We start from the raw sequence: 18,179 nt of genomic DNA on the forward strand, positions 1-18,179 counted from the left end.
GCTATCCGCCGCGCAGGGAAGCCCGGAAAACAGCGGGGCGCCTTGACGGCGCCCCGGAGCTTACTTCCTGGGTTTAAAACGCAGCAGCCGGTTGGCGTTGCTGACTACGGTAATCGATGACAGCGCCATCGCCGCGCCCGCCACCACCGGGCTGAGCAGCGTGCCGGTCAGCGGGTAGAGCACGCCGGCGGCGATCGGAATGCCCAGCGTATTGTAGATAAAGGCGCCGAACAGGTTCTGCTTCATGTTGCGCAGCGTGGCCTTCGACAGTTCCACCGCATCCGCCACGCCGTGCAGGCTGTGACGCATCAGGGTGATGGCGGCGGTCTCGATGGCGATGTCGCTGCCGCCGCCCATCGCGATGCCCACGTCGGCCTGCGCCAGCGCCGGGGCGTCGTTGATGCCGTCGCCGACCATCGCCACGCGTTGGCCCTGTGCCTGCAGCTGTTTGATCGCCGCCGCTTTGCCGTCCGGCAGCACGCCGGCAATCACCCGATCGATACCGGCCTCTTTGGCGATGGCGTTGGCGGTCACCGGGTTGTCGCCGGTCAGCATCACCAACTGATATCCCTGCTGGTGCAGGCGCTGCAGCGCCGCTACGCTGTCCTCGCGCAGCGGATCGCGAATGGCGAACAGCGCGGCCGGTTTACCGTCAACGGCCAGCAGCACCGGCGTCACGCCGCGTTCGGCCTGGGCGCGCATCGGCGCCTCCAGTTCGTCGGCCGCGACCTGATGTTGTTTCAGCAGCGCGGCGTTGCCCAGCAGCACCTGCACGCCGTCGATCTCCCCGCTGACGCCGGCGCCGCGCAGGGTGCGGAACTGCGCCACCTGCGGCAGCGTTTGCCCGGCGGCGCGTTCCATGATGGCGCGCGCCAGCGGGTGATTGGAGCCTTGTTCCAGCGCGGCGGCCCAGCCGAGCGCCTGCTGTTCGCTGACCTGATTGAAGGTCAGGATCTCCACCACCTGCGGTTTCCCTTCGGTCAGGGTGCCGGTTTTATCGAACACCATGGTATCCAACTGGCTGGCCTGCTGCAGGGCGTCGGCGTCGCGCACCAGCACGCCGAATTCCGCCGCGCGGCCCACGCCGGAGATGATCGACATCGGCGTCGCCAATCCTAACGCACATGGGCAGGCGATGATCAGCACCGTGGTGGCGATCACCAGCGTATAGACCAGCTGCGGCTGCGGACCAAAGAAGTACCACACCGCCGCGCTGAACAGGGCGATCGCCACCACCGCCGGCACGAACACCGCCGAGACGCGGTCGGCCAGTTGGCCAATCGCCGGTTTACTGCTCTGCGCCTGACGCACCAGTTTGATGATGCGCGCCAGCGTGGTTTGGCTGCCGATGGCGGCGGCGCGGAACAGCACGCTGCCGTCGTCGACTACCGTCCCGGCATGCACCGTGTCGCCGGGGCCTTTTTGCTGCGGCACCGCTTCGCCGGTCAGCATCGCTTCATCGAGCCAGACTTCGCCCTGCACGATTTCACCGTCGACCGGCACGCGATCGCCGGTGGTCAGCCGCAGCGTCATGCCGAGCTGCACCTCCGCCAGCGGAATATCGCGCTCGCCGTCGTCAGTCACCAGCCGCGCGGTGGGCGGCGTCAGATCGAGCAGCCGCTCCAGCGCCTGCGAAGAACGCTGGCGGGCGCGCTGTTCCAGCGCATGGCCGAGGTTGATCAAACCGATGATCATCGCGCTGGCCTCGTAATAGAGGTGACGCGCCTCCATCGGGAAGAAATCGGGCCAAATGTTGACGGCGATCGAATAGAGCCAGGCGGCGCCGGTGCCGAGCGCCACCAGGGTATCCATGGTGGCGCTGCCGTTCATCAATGCGCGCCAGGCGTTGCGGTAGAAGTGCCCGCCGGCGAACACCATCACCGCCAGGGTAATGACGCCGACCAGCAGCCAGGGGCGCTGGGTTTCCGGCGTCAGCGTCATGCTGCCGCCGAACAGCCCCCAGGCCATCAGTGGGATACCCAACGCCAGCCCCAGCGCCGCCTGCCAGCTAAAGCGCTTCATGTTGGCGCGTGCGGTCTGTTGCTGACGTTCGCGGCGTTCGGTTTCGTCCTGAATCATCTCGGCGCCGTAGCCGGCTTTTTCCACCGCCGCCACCAGCGCCTGCGCATCGGCGGCACCGGTCACCAGCGCGCTGCGCTCCGCCAGGTTGACGCGCGCATGCTCCACGCCCGGAACGCTTTGCAGCGCCTGCTGCACCTTATTGACGCAGCTGGCGCAGGTCATGCCGCTGAGCAGCAGCTGTACGCTGTCGTCCGCGCTGTCGGTTGCCGGAAGAGAAGGCTGCGCCGCTGGCTGAACGTCCGGCAACGAAGGTGTTGCGTCAGTCAACGGCTCAGTTTTTGGGACGACGGCGCCCGCCACGCTGGCGTGATAACCGGCATGTTCCACCGCGGCGATCAGCGCCTGCGGATCGGCATCGCCGTACACTTTCGCGTTGTCGATCTCGACGTCGGCGGCGAACACGCCCGGCACCGCTTCCAGCGCCTTGCGGGTGCTGCCGACGCAGTGCATGCAGCTTAGGCCGCTCAGCTGTAATTCGGTGTCGGCGCGCGGCGCGACTTCTGCCTGATAGCCGGCGGCGATCACGCTGTCGATCAATGCGCTGTCCGGCGCTTCGCCGGTCACTTTGGCGTAATGGACGTTAACCTCCGCCTGTTCGACATCGCTGCGGCTTTCCAGGGCTTTTTTCACCCGCTGCGCGCAGTTCATGCAGGACAACCCCTGCAATGCCAGCATAGTGGTGTGTGACATGATTGAACTCCTTGCGTAGAGGCGGTGTTTAAAGGTTGACCGCCTGACCTGTTTTCACTAAGAATGGAGCTTAAACCTTCCAGCAAGGGTAAGGTCAAGGAGGGAAAATGAATATTAGCGACGTCGCGAAAAAAACCGGGTTAACCAGCAAGACGATTCGTTTTTACGAAGAGAAAGCGTTGATTACCGCCCCGATTCGCAGCGACAACGGTTACCGCCACTATTCCGCCAAGCATGTCGAAGAGCTGACGTTGCTGCGTCAGGCGCGGCAGGTGGGCTTCAACCTGGACGAGTGCCGCGAGCTGGTAGCGTTGTTCAACGATCCGGCCCGCCACAGCGCCGACGTGAAGGCGCGCACGCTGCAGAAGGTGGCGGAGATCGAAAAGCACATCAGCGAGCTGGGGAACATGCGCCAGCGCCTGTTGACGCTGGCGGAACAATGCCCGGGCGACGAGGGGCGGAGTGCCCCATCATCAATAACCTGGCGGGGTGTTGTCGTTCTAATTAACGGCTGATGGCACGGATCACCAGCGTGACCCCTTCCACCGCCACCACTTCCACTTCGGTGCCGGCGGGCAGATCTTCCGCCGCCTGCGCGCGCCAGCTGCTGTCGCCGATATTGATGCGCCCCATGCCGTTGTGCATCGGCTCCGTCAGCGTGGCGCGGGTGCCGATCAGCTGACGGTTGCGCTGGTTGAGCACCGGCGAACCGCCGGATGCGGCCGCCGGGCGGCGACGCAGCCAGTACCACCACAGATAGGCGACGACGACGGTCAGGACGGCGAAGATCACGCCTTGCCATTCCCAGGAAAGTGGTGGCAGCAGCCAGATCAAGGCGCCGACCAACAGCGCCGCCACGCCGCTCCACAGCAGGTAGCCGCCGGCGCCGAGCATTTCCGCCGCCAGCAGCACGCCCCCGAGGGAGAGCCAGAACCACAGCGGATTCGCCGCGATCAGTTCGAGCATGATTATTTGCCTTTGCTTTCTTTCAGCAGTTCGGTAATGCCGCCGATCGAGCCGAGCAGGCTGCTGGCGTCCAGCGGCATCATCACCACTTTGCTGTTGTTGGAGGAACCGATCTTCTGCAGCGCATCGGTGTATTTCTGCGCCACGAAGTAGTTCACCGCCTGAATGTTGCCGCTGGCGATGGCGTCGGACACCAACTGGGTGGCGCGCGCCTCGGCCTCGGCGGCGCGTTCACGCGCTTCCGCCTGCAGGAACGCCGACTGACGTTCGCCCTCGGCCTTCAGGATCTGCGATTGCTTCTCCCCTTCGGCGCGCAGAATGGCCGCCTGACGCACCCCCTCCGCCTCCAGGATGTCGGCGCGCTTGGTGCGCTCGGCCTTCATCTGGGCGTTCATCGAGGCGATCAGTTCCGCCGGCGGCCGCACGTCGCGGATCTCGATACGGGTGATTTTCACCCCCCAAGGATTGGTCGCTTCATCGACGATGTGCAACAGGCGGCTGTTGATGCTGTCGCGCTGCGACAGCATTTCGTCCAGCTCCATCGAGCCGAGCACGGTGCGGAAGTTGGTCATGGTCAGGTTGACAATCGCCTGTTCGAGGTTGCTGACCTCGTAGGCGGCGCGCGCCGGATCGACCACCTGGATAAAGCACACCGCGTCGATGGCGACGTTGGCGTTATCGCGGGAAATCACCTCTTGGGAAGGGATGTCCAGCACCTGCTCCATCATGTTGATTTTGCGACCGATGCGGTCCATGAACGGCACCACCAGGTTCAGGCCCGGCATCAGCGTCTTGGTATAGCGACCGAAGCGTTCTACCGTCCATTGGAACCCCTGCGGCACAATTTTGACGCCGGCGAACACCACAATCAGCGCGACGACGATCACGATGGGAATAAAAGTAAGCATGCAAACCTCCTGTCAGACATATGTAAACAGATATTACGACAGCGCCGGAAAAATGCCTACTGATACCGCGACTTAATCCAGGGCGCTGACGCAACCCGCGAGCGGTGGATCCCGCGTCTGGAACAGAGTGTTGTCACGACAAGTGTGGCACAGCTGAAAAATAAGTATGCCTAAATGGCATGATTTCAATAATTTTTATTCATTTCATGATGTTGCTCGCCTTGGCTAGAGTAAAAACACCCCCGTGTTTACCGTCAAAAATTTGTCATTTTCATTTGCGACTATGCTTTTTGAAATGACATTTCGGCCAAGGATTGTTATGGATTCGCTCAGTGTTGATGAACTCGCCCAGAAGAACGATCGCTGGTATCGCATAGTGGAGGAGATGTTGGCGGAAGCCGGCGTCGCCATCAACGGCCCGCGCGCCTGGGATATCCGGGTGCATAACCCGGCGCTGTTCAAACGCATTTTGCAGGAAGGCTCGCTCGGCTTCGGCGAAAGCTATATGGACGGCTGGTGGGAGTGCGAACGGCTGGACATGCTGTTCACCCGCATTCTGCAGGCCGGCGTCGATGAACGGCTGCCGAAAAGCCTGAGCGACATCGCGCGCATCGCCTATGCCCGGCTGTTCAATCGCCAATCGCGCAAGCGCGCCTGGCAGGTGGGCAAAGAGCACTACGACATCGGCAACGACCTGTTCCGGGCGATGCTCGATCCTTATATGCAATACTCCTGCGGCTACTGGAAAGAGGCGCAGACGCTGGAGCAGGCGCAGCAGGCCAAGCTCAGGATGATCTGCGAAAAACTGCAGTTGAAACCGGGCATGACGCTGCTGGATATCGGCTGCGGCTGGGGCGGATTGGCGCAGTTTGCGGCGCAAAACTACGGCGTCTCGGTGCACGGCGTGACCATTTCGGCCGAGCAGCAGAAGCTGGCGCAGGAACGCTGCGCCGGGCTGGACGTCGAGATCTTGCTGCAGGATTACCGCGATCTGGATCGGCAGTTTGATCGCATCGTGTCGGTCGGCATGTTTGAGCACGTCGGGCCGAAAAACTATGAGACCTACTTCAGCGTCGCGGCGCGCAACCTGAAGCCCGACGGTCTGTTCCTTCTGCACACTATCGGTTCCAATCAGACCGATCTCAACGTCGACGCCTGGATAGACAAATACATCTTCCCCAACGGCTGCCTGCCTTCGGTGCGGCATATCGCCGAGGCCAGCGAAGGGCGTTTCGTGATGGAGGATTGGCACAACTTTGGCGCCGATTACGATCGCACGCTGATGGCTTGGCTGGAGAATTTCAAACGGGTGTGGCCGGATCTGATGGGCGGTTATTCCGAGCGCTTCGAACGCATGTTCACCTATTACCTGAACGCCTGCGCCGGCGCGTTCCGTTCGCGCAACATTCAGCTGTGGCAGGTGTTGTTCAGCCCGGCGGGCGTGGAGGGCGGGGTGCGGGTCTATCGCTAATCCCCGTCATATTTCAAGCTGGCTGCACGTTCGAGCCCTGGTCACTTAGTTATCTAAGCGCCCAGGGCTTCTCACATTTGCCGCCTGGATGCAGCTTCAAGTATGACGGATATCAGTACAGCAGGGAGTACAGCTGGCGGCGATATTTAGCGGCCAGCGCGTCGCCGGTGCCGAGCGCGGCCAGAATGTCCATCAGGGTTTTGCGCGCGCTGCCGTTGGCGGCGGCCAGATCTTTCTTCAGATGCCCCATCAGCAGTTCCAGCGCTTCTTCGTTACGCCCGACCTGATGCAGTTGCAGCGCCAGCTGCACCGCCAGTTCGACGTTGTCCGGCTGCTGCTGCACCTGCTGTTGCAGCTGTTGGATTTCCGGCGTGTCCGCCGCCTGCTTCAACAATTCAATCTGCGCCACCAGACCTTGATAGCGGGTATCGCGATCCTGCAGCGGGATGGTCGCCAGCACCGCTTCAGCATCTTCGCTGCGGCTGAGCGCAATCTGAGTTTCGGCCAGCGTCAGGCCGATGTCGCTGCGCTGTTGGCTGCTCTGCCAGGCGTCTTTCAGCAGCGGCAGCGCTTCGGCGGCGTTGCCGGCGGCCAGCAGCTCCTGCGCCTGTGCCAGTTTCAGATCTTCTTCCTTCGGCAGGAAACGCTGCAGCAAATCGCGGATCGCTTCTTCCGGCTGCGGGCCCTGGAAGCCGTCGACCGGCTGACCGTCTTTGAACAGGTAGACCGTCGGAATGGAACGCAGCCCGAATTGCGAGGCGATCATCTGTTCGGCGTCGCAGTCTACCTTGGCCAGAATGAACTGACCGGCGTATTCCACCGCCAGCTTGTCCAGCACCGGCGTGAGCTGCAGGCAGTGTTGGCTGCGCTCGGACCAGAAGTAGAACAGCACCGGTGTGGACATCGATTGTTCCAGCGTCTGGTGCAGGTTAGTTTCGTTAATATCAACAACAGCTTGAGCTAGCATCTTTTTTCTCTCTGATCGTGCGGAGCCATGGGGTGTAGATGGGGGCGCGCCGCCATTCTTCAACCCCGTCGGGCGAATTAAGCGTTGCTGCGCAGCAGCCAATCCAGACAGCGGCCCGGCAAAATGCGGCGCAGCACGCTCATCGCGTGCGCCAGCAGGGTGACCGGATAGCGCAGTTTGGCGCGCGGGCTTTCCAGCGCGTGGCGCAGTTTGGGCAGAATGGCCTCCGGCGGCAGCGTCAGGCGCTTGGCGATGCCGGGATTGTGCACCGGTTTGTCGCTCTGCGCCTGATTGACGTTCTGGCTAAAGTGGGTGGAGATCGGCCCCGGTTCGATCAGGCTGACCTGAATGCCGCTGCCGTGCAGCTCCATGCGCAGCGCGTCCGACCAGGCTTCCAGCGCGAACTTGCTGGCGGCGTAGGCGCCGCGCCCGGCGCTGGAGACCAGGCCCATCACCGAACTGGTCTGAATGATCCGCCCTTCGCCGTGCGGCAACATCGCCGGCAACAGCAGCTGGGTCAGTTGGTGGGTGCCGAACAGGTTGGTGGCGAACTGCCGTTCCAGCTGGCTGCGCGAAATGCGGCTGAGCGGGCCGTAAACGCCGAAACCGCCGTTATTGAACAGACCGTACAGTCGGCCGTCGGTCAGCGCGATCACCTCGGCGGCGGCGCGCTCGACGCTGGCGCTGTCGTCCAGATCCAGCTCGATGCCTTCCAGCCCGAGCTGGCGCATGTTTTCCACGTCCTGCGGTTTGCGGCAGGCGGCCAGCACCCGGTAGCCGCGGTTGCGCAGATCCTGCGCCGCAATCAAGCCAATCCCGCTGGAACAGCCGGTTATCAATACCGCTTTTTGCATAACTTTACCTAGTGTACGACCCTAATTTAGTGAGACTCATGCTTTACTAGAGGCTCCAGGCGCTCCGCCATCCAGGTGGCGATAAACGGCTGGGCGTCCCCATTGGGGTGCAATCCGTCATCCTGCATCCATTCCGGCTTCACCACCACCTGTTCCATATAGAACGGCAGCAGCGGAATGTTGAACTGCTTGGCCAGCGCCGGGTAGACGGCGCCGAACGCTTCAGTATAGCGGCGGCCGTAGTTCGGCGGGATGCGGATCTGCATCAGCAGCGGCTGCGCGCCGGCCTGCTGCACTAACGTGATGATTTGGCCGAGATCGCGCTGTACGTCCTGCGCCGGGAAGCCGCGCAGGCCGTCGTTGGCGCCCAGCTCGATCAGCACCCAGCGCGGCTGATGCTGTTTCAGCAGCGCGGGCAGACGCGCCAGCCCCTGCGCGGCGGTGTCGCCGCTGATGCTGGCGTTGACCAGCTGCGGCGCACCCGGTTTTTTCTGCCACTGTTCGGCCAACAGCGTCGGCCACGCCCGCTCGATCGGCAGGCGGTAACCGGCGCTTAAACTGTCGCCTAAAATCAACAAGGTATCGGCGGCGGCAGCGCGTAAACTGAATAATCCCAACAGCAAAAGGAAGGGAAGATGCCAGCGGAAAACGTTCTTGAAGTTCATCATCTTAGTAAACACGTTGGTCAGGGTGAGCATCAGCTCACCATCCTTACCGGAGTCGAGCTGCTTGTCAAACCCGCGCAGACGATCGCCCTGATCGGCGAATCCGGATCGGGGAAATCGACCTTGCTGGGCATTTTGGCCGGGCTGGATGACGGCAGCGAAGGCGAGGTACGCTTGCTCGGCGAGTCGCTGACCGCGCTGGACGAAGAGGGGCGCGCCGCGCTGCGCGCCAGGAATGTCGGTTTCGTGTTTCAGTCGTTCATGCTGGTGCCGACGCTGAACGCGCTGGAGAACGTGCAACTGCCGGCGCTGTTGCGCGGCGAGAGCGACAGACAGAGCCGCGAGCAGGCGGTGCAGCTGCTCGAGCAGTTGGGGCTGGGGAAACGGCTCGATCACCTGCCGGCGCAGCTGTCCGGCGGCGAGCAGCAGCGCGTGGCGCTGGCGCGCGCCTTCAGCGGCCGACCGCGGGTGCTGTTCGCTGATGAACCGACCGGCAACCTCGATCGTCAGACCGGCGATCGCATCGCCGACCTGCTGTTTTCCCTCAACCGCGATTTTGACACCACCCTGATCCTGGTGACCCATGACGAAACCCTGGCGGCGCGCTGCCAGCGGCGGCTGCGGCTGCGCGAAGGCAAGCTGTGGGAGGAAGAATGATCTGGCGCTGGTTCTGGCGCGAATGGCGCTCGCCGTCGCTGCTGATCGTGTGGCTGGCACTGACGCTCTCCGTCGCCTGCGTGCTGGCGCTGGGCAGCATCAGCGATCGCATGGACAAAGGGCTCAGCCAGCAGAGCCGCGATTTTATCGCCGGCGATCGGGTGCTGCGCAGCGCGCATCCGGTGCCGGAAGGCTGGCTGCTGGACGCGCAGCAACAAGGGCTGAAGGTGAGCCGTCAGCTGTCGTTCACCACCATGACCTATGCCGGCGATCGGCCGCAGCTGGCGGACGTGAAAGCCACCGATTTGGCCTATCCGCTGTACGGCAAGCTGGAAACGCGCCCGGCCAACATCCAGCCCGAACCGGGCAGCGTGCTGGTGGCGCCGCGTTTGCTGGCGCTGCTGAACGTGAAAGTGGGGGATTCGCTGGAGGTGGGCGACACCACGCTGCGCATCGCCGGTGAAATCATTCAGGAGCCGGACGCCGGTTTCAATCCATTCCAGACCGCGCCGCGCATCATGATCAACCTGGCGGACGTCGATAAGACCGGCGCAGTGCAGCCGGGCAGCCGCCTGACCTATCGTTACATGTTCGCCGGCGCCGAGCCGGATATTCAGCGTTACGAAGAACGGCTGACGCCGCAGTTGACGCCGGATCAGCGCTGGTTCGGGCTGCAGGAATCCGGCAGCGCGCTGGGCAAGTCGCTGCAGCGCTCCCAACAGTTCCTGCTGTTGTCGGCCCTGCTGACGCTGCTGTTGTCGATCGCCGCCGTGGCGGTGGCGATGAGCCACTATTGCCGCAGCCGCTACGATCTGATCGCGGTGTTGAAAACCCTTGGCGCCGGGCGCGGCGCGCTGCGCAAATTGATCGTCGGCCAGTGGCTGGCGGTGATGGCGCTGGCGGCGGTGTGCGGCGGGGCGATCGGGCTGGCGTTCGAGGCGCTGTTGATTCGCCTGCTGAAGCCGGTGTTGCCGGCCGCGTTGCCCGCCGCCGGCGTCTGGCCGTGGCTGTGGGCGCTCGGTGCGCTGGTGCTGATTTCGCTGCTGGTCGGGTTGCGGCCGTATCGCCAGTTGCTGGCCACCCAGCCGCTGCGGGTGCTGCGTCGCGATGTGGCGGCCAACGTCTGGCCGCTGCGCTACTTCCTGCCGGTGACGGCGGCGATCGTGGTCGCGTTGTTGGTGTTGCTGATGGGAGCCAGCACGTTGCTGTGGGCGATCCTGGCGGGCATGGCGGTGCTGGCGCTGCTGCTGGGCGGTATAGGGTGGGGCAGCCTGCTGCTGTTGCGCCGCATCACGCTCAAGAGTCTGGCGCTGCGGCTGGCGGTCAACCGCCTGCTGCATCAGCCGTGGGTGACCATCAGCCAGTTGGCGGCGTTCTCGCTGTCGTTCATGCTGTTGGCGCTGCTGTTGGTGCTGCGCGGCGATCTGCTCGAACGCTGGCAGCAACAGCTGCCGCCGGACAGCCCGAACTATTTCCTGCTCAACATGACCGAGGCGCAGGTGCCGCAGGTGAAAACCTTCCTGCAGCAGCACCAGATCAAACCGGAAACCTATTACCCGATCGTCCGGGTGCGCCTGACCGAGATAAACCAGCAGGTGGCGACCGAACGGGTGCATGAGGACGATCCGGGCGGCGAGGCGGTGAACCGTGAGCTGAACCTGACCTGGCTGGCCGAACTGCCGGATCACAATCCGTTGGTGGCGGGCAATTGGCCGCCGAAAAGCGGCGAAGTCTCGATGGATGAAGGCATCGCCGGGCGGCTGAAGATCAAGCTGGGCGACACGCTGACCTTCAGCGGCGATACCCAGGCGTTCAGCGCCAAAGTCACCAGCCTGCGCCAGGTGGATTGGGAAAGCCTGAAGCCGAACTTTTACTTTATCTTCCCGCCGGGCGCGCTGGACGGCCAGCCGCAGACCTGGCTCACCAGCTTCCGCTACGACGGCGAGGGCCGGATGTTGACCCAGCTCAACCGCCAGTTCCCAACGCTCAGCCTGCTGGACATCGGCGCGATCCTGAAACAGGTCGGCGGCGTGCTGCAACAGGTCAGCCGCGCGCTGGAGGTGATGGTGGTGCTGGTGGTGCTGTGCGGCGGCCTGCTGCTGCTGGCGCAGGTGCAGGTCGGCATGCGTCAGCGGCGGCAGGAGCTGGTGGTCTATCGCACGCTGGGCGCCGGTAAACGGCTGCTGCGTCGCACGCTGTGGTGCGAGTTTGCCCTGCTGGGGCTGGTGGCGGGCATCGCGGCGGCGGTGGGGGCCGAGGCGGCGCTGTGGCTGCTGCAAAGCCGGGTGTTCGACTTCCCGTGGACGCCGACGCCGGTGCTGTGGTGGGCGCTGCCGCTGGCCAGCGCGCTGCTGCTGTCGCTGTGCGGCGGCTGGCTGGGCGTGCGCTTGTTGCGCGGCCGGGCGCTGTTCCGCAGTTATGATGGCTGATCTGGCGATCGCAGGCCCGTTGCCGCCAAGCGTGGCCGGGCCTGCCGATTTTCTTTCGCGCGTCACTGGCGCAATTCCTCTTCATGCCCATTCATTGTGAAATCGATTACATTTATGTCATATCGATACGTTTGCCATTGGTCATCGGTGTAGCGGATAGCGGGCCAGCTTTGCCTGTTTTACGCATTAATTTAGAGGGTTATGCATGTGTTAAGTGAATTCATCCGCCATAAAAAACGGCCTAAAAAGATTTAATGGAATGTAACCGTTTTCACTAATGTGATCGCACTCACTTATCTCCGACGCATTGCCTCCTATCATGTCGCACACTGATGACCGTTTTCTCCTGGAGGCTGTATGAGCGATACCGTCAAAGTGACACCGGCGGAGAAAAGCCCGACTCATGTCGGCATGACTTTTTTCGTCTGTTTTTTAGCCGCCTTGGCCGGCCTGCTGTTCGGTCTTGATATCGGCGTGATCGCCGGCGCCCTGCCGTTTATTACCGACACTTTTCAGATCACCAGCTCTCAGCAGGAGTGGGTGGTCAGCTCAATGATGTTTGGCGCCGCCGTCGGCGCCATCGGCAGCGGCTGGATGAACTTCCGGCTGGGGCGCAAATACAGTTTGATGATCGGCGCAATCCTCTTCGTGGCGGGATCGCTGTGTTCTGCGTTCGCTCCCAACGTGGAGGTGTTGATCGTTTCACGTATTCTGCTGGGATTGGCGGTGGGGATCGCTTCTTATACCGCGCCGATTTATCTTTCTGAAATCGCGCCGGAGAAAATCCGCGGCAGCATGATCTCGATGTATCAATTGATGATCACCATCGGCATTCTGGCCGCTTACCTGTCTGATACGGCATTCAGCTATACCGGCGCCTGGCGCTGGATGTTGGGTGTCATCACCATCCCGGCCGGGCTGTTGTTGGTCGGCGTGTTCTTTTTGCCTGACAGCCCGCGGTGGTTGGCCTCGCGTAATCGCCATGAGCAAGCGCGTCAGGTGTTGGAGAAGCTGCGCGACAGCAGTGCCCAGGCGCAGTATGAGCTGAATGAAATTCGTGAAAGCCTCAAACTGAAGCAAAGCGGTTGGGCGCTGTTCAAAGGCAATAAAAATTTCCGCCGCGCGGTTTTCCTTGGCATTCTTCTCCAGGTGATGCAGCAGTTCACCGGGATGAACGTCACCATGTATTACGCGCCGAAGATTTTCGGTCTGGCGGGCTTCGCCAGTACGGAACAGCAGATGTGGGGCACGGTGATCGTCGGTCTGGTCAACGTGCTGGCCACCTTTATCGCTATTGGGCTGGTTGACCGCTGGGGCCGCAAGCCCACTTTGATCCTTGGGTTTATCGTGATGGCCGTCGGCATGGGGGCGCTGGGCACCATGATGAATATCGGCATGAACTCGGCGGCGGAACAATATTTCGCCATCGTCATGCTGCTGATGTTTATCGTCGGTTTTGCCATGAGCGCCGGCCCGCTGATTTGGGTGCTGTGCTCAGAGATCCAGCCATTGAAAGGCCGCGATTTCGGCATCACCTGTTCCACCGCCACTAACTGGATAGCCAATATGATCGTGGGAGCGACGTTCCTGACCATGCTGAATTCGTTGGGCAGCGCTCACACCTTTTGGGTCTACGCGGGGCTTAACGTGCTGTTTGTTTTCATCACGCTGGCGCTGATCCCGGAAACCAAAAATATTTCACTGGAACACATTGAGCGCAATCTGATGGCCGGCAAACCGTTGCGTAATATCGGCTCGCGTTGATCTTTGCGGCAATAAAAAAGGTTCAGCCTGGGCTGAACCTTCTTCTTTTCGGCGGTGTAAACCGTTAAGCCAGCTTCTGCTGTGCCCAGGCCAGCCCGCTTTGGTATTCGCCCGGCAGCAGCGGCGCCAGCGCCTGCAGCGCCTGACGCAGATCGGCGGCGCTCGGGTCGTTCAGATTGAGGTGGCCGACCTTGCGGCCCGGGCGCACCTCTTTCTCATACCAGTGCAGATGCACCAGCGGCAGCGACAGCCACTGTTCGTTGACGGCGGTGCCGATCAGGTTGACCATCACCGACGGTGTGCTCACCACCGGCTGCGGCAGCGGCAGGCCGAGGATGGCGCGCAGGTGCAGCTCGAACTGGCTGATGGATGCACCGTTTTGCGTCCAGTGGCCGCTGTTGTGCACGCGCGGCGCCAGTTCGTTGATCAACAGCCGATCGCCGACGATAAAGCACTCCATCGCCATCACGCCGACGTAGTTCAGCTCGTTCAGGATCGCCGCCAGCATCTGCTCGGCCTGTTGCTGCAGCGCCGGATTGGGCTGCGGCAGCGCCACGCTGGCGCGCAGGATGCCGTCTTCATGCAGGTTGTGGGTCAGCGGGTAGAAGACCGAACGGCCGTCGTGGCCGCGCGCGCCCACCAGCGACACTTCGCCGGAGAAATTGATGCCTTGCTCGACGATGCACTCGCCATAGGCATCGGCCGGCAGTTCGGCTTCCTGCCCCGGACGCAGGCGCCACTGGCCGCGGCCGTCATAGCCGCCGACCCGGCGTTTGACGATCGCCAGCTCGCCCAGCGCAGCGAACACCTGCGGCCATTCGGCGGCGCTCGCCAGCAGCTGCCACGGCGCGGTCGCCAGGCCGAGTTGATCGAGCAGCTGCTTTTGCGTCAGGCGATCCGCCAAACGCGGGAAGATGTCGCGGTTGACGAAGGCGCTGTGAGTCGCCAGTTCGCGCGTCAGCGCGGTTTCCGGCCAGCGTTCAATCTCGGCGGTAATGACGCTGTTCTGATACGGCACCGCCTCGGGTTCGGCATCGATGCCGACAGGGTAGACGGCGATGCCCAGCGGTTCGCCGGCCTGGCGCAGCATGCGCCCCAGCTGACCGTTGCCCAATACGCAAACCGGCTTCATGCGTCCTCCCGCGGATCGGGGTGGTTCAAAACGTCTTCAGTCTGCGCCTGACGCCAGTCCGCCAAACGCTGCGCGAGCGCGGCGTCGTGCAGCGCCAGGATCTGCATCGCCAGCAGCCCGGCGTTGGCGGCGCCGGCTTTGCCGATCGCCAGCGTCCCCACCGGAATGCCGCGCGGCATCTGCACGATGGAGTAGAGGCTGTCCACGCCGCTCAGCGCGGCGCTTTGCACCGGCACACCCAGCACCGGCACCAGCGTTTTCGCCGCCAGCATGCCCGGCAGATGCGCGGCACCGCCGGCGCCGGCGATGATCACGTCAAAGCCGTTGGCGGCAGCCTGCTCGGCGAAGCTGAACAGCTTGTCCGGCGTGCGGTGAGCGGAAACGACTTCGACATGGAAGGGGACATCGAGCTGGGTCAGGACTTCGGCGGCGAACTGCATGGTGGCCCAGTCACTTTTCGATCCCATTACAATTGCGATTTTAGCCCCGGCATTGGCGGCTGAAGCGGCGTTGGCTCCCATGGGTGTAAGGCTCCTGTGATTTGTCTGGCGTCGGCTGAGGGCCGAATGAGGGCGTAGAGCATACCATGAGCGCACGGCGAGGAAAACGGTTGCGTCGCCGGTTTTCACCGGCGAAAGCGCGAATTTTCACCCGCGCGCCAGTGCGGAACTCAGAACGGGAATTGGATCAGCTCGACGGCGTCGGCGCTGACTTTGATCATCGATCCTTCGACGTGCCAGGCGCCCAGCACCGCGCGATGGGCTTCGCCGTTGCTCAACGCCAGCCGATGCACCGCCGGGCGATGGGTATGGCCGTGGATCATCCAGTGCACATCGTGGCGCAGCATCGTTTGCTCGACCGCCTGCGGATTGACGTCCATGATGGCGTCCGACTTGTACTGGTTGGATTGCTGGCTGCGGGCGCGCATCTTGGCGGCGATCTTCAGTCGCCAGCGCAGCGGCAGCGCGAGGAACAGTTTTTGAATCAGCGGGTTGTGCACTTTACGGCGGAATTGCTGATAGGCTTGATCGTCGGTGCACAGGGTGTCGCCGTGCAGGATCAGGATCCTGCGGCCGTACAGCTCCAGCACTTTTTCTTCCGGCAGCAGCTGCATGCCGCTGGCGCGGGCGAAGCGCTTGCCGAGCAGAAAATCGCGGTTGCCGTGGATGAAATAGCAGGGCACGCCGGCCTGTTGCAGCGCTTTCAGCGCCGCGGCGATCTCCGCGTGCAGCGGCTCGGGATCGTCGTCGCCGATCCAGGCTTCAAACAGGTCGCCGAGGATGTACAGCGCGTCGGCGTGCACCGCTTCGCGCCGTAAAAAACGCAGAAAACCGGCAGTGATTGCCGGTTCCTGTGCGCACAAGTGCAGATCTGCGATGAACAGCGTACTCATGCAGCCGCGATTACTCGCTGACGGTCACGCTGTTGATCACCACGTCTTCTACCGGTACGTCCTGGTGCATGCCGCTGCGGCCGGTTTTCACGCCTTTGATCTTGTTGACCACGTCCATGCCTTCAACCACTTCAGCAAACACGCAGTAGCCCCAGCCCTGCACGTTTTCGCCGCGGAAGTTCAGGAAGTCGTTGTCAGCCACGTTGATGAAGAACTGTGCGGTGGCGGAGTGCGGATCGTTGGTGCGCGCCATTGCCAGGGTGCCGATGGTGTTTTTCAAACCGTTGTTGGCTTCGTTCTTGATGGCCGCGTTGGTCGCTTTCTGGTTCATGCCCGGCTCGAAACCGCCGCCCTGGATCATGAAGCCGTTGATCACACGGTGGAAGATGGTGTTGTCGTAGAAACCGGCGCGGCAGTAGTTCAGGAAGTTTTCAACGGTAACCGGCGCTTTGTCAGCAAAGGTCTTAATAACGATATCGCCGTGATTGGTGTGGAAAGTAACCATAGTTTTAATCCTAACAAGGTGAAGTGAGACGTCACGTAAAGCGAGTGAACATTCAGACCGCCCTTATAACATATCCGCCCCAGCGAGTCAGCAGCGGGTCAACCGCGGACTGTCTGTGGTAATTGTATTTATGTTATATTATAACAATTGCGCCGACCGGCGAATTTTGCGCTTTTTCTTCGCGTGAAGTCAGCAAAGCATGGCCTTAACCTTGCAATAGATCAGGCTTCAGGTTTCAATACGCTACCGGGCGTTAAACCTGAAGCCCGGTTATCTTTTTTGTTATCACGCACACCACGGAATCTCCCGATGCTAAAGATTTTTAATACCCTGAGTCGTCAAAAAGAGGAATTCAAACCCATTCATGCCGGGAAAGTGGGCATGTACGTGTGCGGGGTAACCATCTATGACCTGTGTCACATCGGCCACGGTCGTACCTTTGTCGCTTTCGACGTGGTGGCGCGTTACCTGCGCTATCTCGGCTATTCGCTGAACTACGTGCGCAACGTCACCGACGTGGACGACAAAATCATCCGCCGCGCGGCGGAAAATCATGAGACCTGCGACCAGCTGACCGAACGCATGCTGGCGGAAATGCATGCCGACTTCGACGCGTTGCTGATCGATCGCCCGGACAGCGAACCGCGCGCGACCCAACACATCGCCGAGATCATCGAGATCACCCAGCGCCTGATCGATCGCGATCACGCCTATGTGGCCAGCAACGGCGACGTGATGTTCTCCATCGACAGCGATCCGCAGTACGGGCTGCTGTCGCGCCAGGATCTGGAGCAGCTGCAGGCCGGCGCGCGCGTGGAGATCGACGACGTTAAGCGCAATCCGATGGACTTCGTGCTGTGGAAAATGTCCAAGCCGGGCGAGCCGAGCTGGCAGTCGCCGTGGGGGCCGGGCCGTCCGGGCTGGCATATCGAATGCTCCGCCATGAACTGCAAACAGCTGGGCACCCACTTCGACATCCACGGCGGTGGTTCCGATCTGATGTTCCCGCACCACGAGAACGAGATCGCGCAGTCGAGCTGCGCCCACGACGGCCCGTACGTCAATTACTGGATGCACTCCGGCATGGTGATGATCGACAAAGAGAAGATGTCCAAATCGCTGGATAACTTCTTTACCATTCGCGACGTGCTCGGCCATTACGATGCGGAAACGGTGCGTTACTTCCTGATGTCCGGCCACTATCGCAGCCAGCTGAACTACAGCGAAGAGAACCTCAAGCAGGCGCGCACCGCGCTGGAGCGCCTCTATACCGCGCTGCGCGGCACCGATGCCGACGCCGCACCGGCCGGCGGCGAAGCGTTCGAAGCCCGCTTCCGCGAAGCGATGGACGACGACTTCAATACCCCGGAAGCCTACTCGGCGCTGTTCGATCTGGCGCGCGAGGTTAACCGCCTGAAGGGGGAAGACATGGCGGCGGCCAACGGCATGGCGGCGGAACTGCGCAAGCTGGCGAAAGTGCTTGGCCTGCTGCAGCAGGAGCCGGAGCAGTTCCTGCAAGGGGGCGCACAGGTTGACGACGGCGAAGTGGCGGAGATCGAAGCGCTGATCAAACAGCGTAACGAAGCGCGCGCCGCCAAGGACTGGGCGCTGGCGGATGCCGCGCGTGATCGCTTGAACGAGATGAACATCGTGCTGGAAGACGGCCCGCAGGGCACCACCTGGCGCCGTAAGTAAT

At 62.2% G+C, this 18,179-nt stretch carries 15 protein-coding genes and 1 pseudogene; 6 read left to right on the top strand and 10 right to left on the bottom strand.

Going from position 1 to position 18,179, the window contains the following annotated elements; all coding sequences use genetic code 11:
* Positions 1 to 60: 60 nt before the first annotated feature.
* Positions 61 to 2,772: a copper-exporting P-type ATPase CopA gene (gene copA / locus SERRSCBI_RS05295; RefSeq protein ID WP_042783819.1), complete on the bottom strand. Its 2,712-nt coding sequence runs from the start codon at positions 2,770 to 2,772 to the stop codon at positions 61 to 63.
* A 107-nt stretch (positions 2,773 to 2,879) separates the two neighbouring features.
* Here copA and cueR point away from each other — a divergent pair.
* A pseudogene (cueR, locus tag SERRSCBI_RS05300) lies at positions 2,880 to 3,280 on the top strand (Cu(I)-responsive transcriptional regulator).
* Here cueR and SERRSCBI_RS05305 read toward each other — a convergent pair.
* Complete coding sequence (locus SERRSCBI_RS05305; protein ID WP_033642133.1) at positions 3,277 to 3,738, bottom strand: NfeD family protein; 462 nt, start codon at positions 3,736 to 3,738, stop codon at positions 3,277 to 3,279. The pseudogene cueR and the gene SERRSCBI_RS05305 sit on opposite strands and share 4 nt — an antisense overlap.
* 2 nt (positions 3,739 to 3,740) lie before the next feature.
* Entirely contained in the window at positions 3,741 to 4,646 is a 906-nt protein-coding gene (locus SERRSCBI_RS05310; protein WP_004940203.1) for an SPFH domain-containing protein, read from the bottom strand.
* 319 nt (positions 4,647 to 4,965) lie between these two features.
* On the opposite strand from SERRSCBI_RS05310, the gene cfa reads away from it, so the two are divergent.
* Positions 4,966 to 6,117, top strand: coding sequence for a cyclopropane fatty acyl phospholipid synthase (cfa, locus tag SERRSCBI_RS05315; protein WP_042783820.1), 1,152 nt, complete (start codon positions 4,966 to 4,968; stop codon positions 6,115 to 6,117).
* 112 nt (positions 6,118 to 6,229) lie between these two features.
* On the opposite strand, the gene SERRSCBI_RS05320 is transcribed toward cfa, so the two are convergent.
* The 3 genes from SERRSCBI_RS05320 to tesA all read right to left on the bottom strand — a co-directional run bounded on the left by SERRSCBI_RS05320 (position 6,230) and on the right by tesA (position 8,603).
* The gene (locus tag SERRSCBI_RS05320) at positions 6,230 to 7,084 is read right to left on the bottom strand and encodes a co-chaperone YbbN (protein WP_042783821.1); all 855 of its coding nucleotides are present in this window, start codon (positions 7,082 to 7,084) and stop codon (positions 6,230 to 6,232) included.
* 77 nt (positions 7,085 to 7,161) lie between these two features.
* Positions 7,162 to 7,938, bottom strand: a complete 777-nt coding sequence (locus SERRSCBI_RS05325) for an SDR family oxidoreductase (RefSeq protein ID WP_004940195.1) — start codon at positions 7,936 to 7,938, stop codon at positions 7,162 to 7,164.
* A 26-nt stretch (positions 7,939 to 7,964) separates the two neighbouring features.
* On the bottom strand, positions 7,965 to 8,603 hold the full coding sequence (gene tesA, locus SERRSCBI_RS05330; protein ID WP_162472522.1) for a multifunctional acyl-CoA thioesterase I/protease I/lysophospholipase L1: 639 nt from the start codon (positions 8,601 to 8,603) through the stop codon (positions 7,965 to 7,967).
* Between tesA and ybbA the strand changes: the two genes are divergently transcribed.
* From ybbA to SERRSCBI_RS05345, 3 genes are all read left to right on the top strand, one after another.
* A complete protein-coding gene (gene ybbA / locus SERRSCBI_RS05335) occupies positions 8,574 to 9,260 on the top strand; it encodes a putative ABC transporter ATP-binding protein YbbA (protein WP_042783822.1) in 687 nt (228 codons plus the stop codon). The genes tesA and ybbA overlap by 30 nt on opposite strands.
* Positions 9,257 to 11,689 carry a putative ABC transporter permease subunit YbbP gene (gene ybbP, locus SERRSCBI_RS05340; protein WP_042783823.1) on the top strand — a complete coding sequence of 811 codons (2,433 nt, stop codon included), beginning with the start codon at positions 9,257 to 9,259 and terminating at the stop codon, positions 11,687 to 11,689. The genes ybbA and ybbP overlap by 4 nt, the downstream gene beginning before the upstream one ends.
* 357 nt (positions 11,690 to 12,046) lie before the next feature.
* Positions 12,047 to 13,453, top strand: a complete 1,407-nt coding sequence (locus tag SERRSCBI_RS05345) for a sugar porter family MFS transporter (RefSeq protein WP_033642138.1) — start codon at positions 12,047 to 12,049, stop codon at positions 13,451 to 13,453.
* Between the two features lie 64 nt (positions 13,454 to 13,517).
* Here SERRSCBI_RS05345 and purK read toward each other — a convergent pair whose 3' ends face one another.
* The 4 genes from purK to ppiB form a co-directional block, all read right to left on the bottom strand.
* Positions 13,518 to 14,585, bottom strand: coding sequence for a 5-(carboxyamino)imidazole ribonucleotide synthase (gene purK, locus SERRSCBI_RS05350; protein WP_016928803.1), 1,068 nt, complete (start codon positions 14,583 to 14,585; stop codon positions 13,518 to 13,520).
* The gene (purE, locus tag SERRSCBI_RS05355) at positions 14,582 to 15,106 is read right to left on the bottom strand and encodes a 5-(carboxyamino)imidazole ribonucleotide mutase (RefSeq protein ID WP_004940188.1); all 525 of its coding nucleotides are present in this window, start codon (positions 15,104 to 15,106) and stop codon (positions 14,582 to 14,584) included. Before purE ends, purK begins: the two co-directional genes overlap by 4 nt.
* A gap of 149 nt (positions 15,107 to 15,255) precedes the next feature.
* Positions 15,256 to 15,978: a UDP-2,3-diacylglucosamine diphosphatase gene (locus SERRSCBI_RS05360; protein WP_033642139.1), complete on the bottom strand. Its 723-nt coding sequence runs from the start codon at positions 15,976 to 15,978 to the stop codon at positions 15,256 to 15,258.
* A 10-nt stretch (positions 15,979 to 15,988) separates the two neighbouring features.
* Positions 15,989 to 16,483 carry a peptidylprolyl isomerase B gene (gene ppiB, locus SERRSCBI_RS05365; RefSeq protein ID WP_016928800.1) on the bottom strand — a complete coding sequence of 165 codons (495 nt, stop codon included), beginning with the start codon at positions 16,481 to 16,483 and terminating at the stop codon, positions 15,989 to 15,991.
* A 309-nt stretch (positions 16,484 to 16,792) separates the two neighbouring features.
* Here ppiB and cysS point away from each other — a divergent pair, with 309 nt between their 5' ends.
* On the top strand, positions 16,793 to 18,178 hold the full coding sequence (gene cysS / locus SERRSCBI_RS05370; protein WP_042783824.1) for a cysteine--tRNA ligase: 1,386 nt from the start codon (positions 16,793 to 16,795) through the stop codon (positions 18,176 to 18,178).
* Position 18,179 lies beyond the last annotated feature (1 nt).

The organism is Serratia sp. SCBI (assembly GCF_000747565.1).
Lineage (GTDB): Bacteria > Pseudomonadota > Gammaproteobacteria > Enterobacterales > Enterobacteriaceae > Serratia > Serratia ureilytica.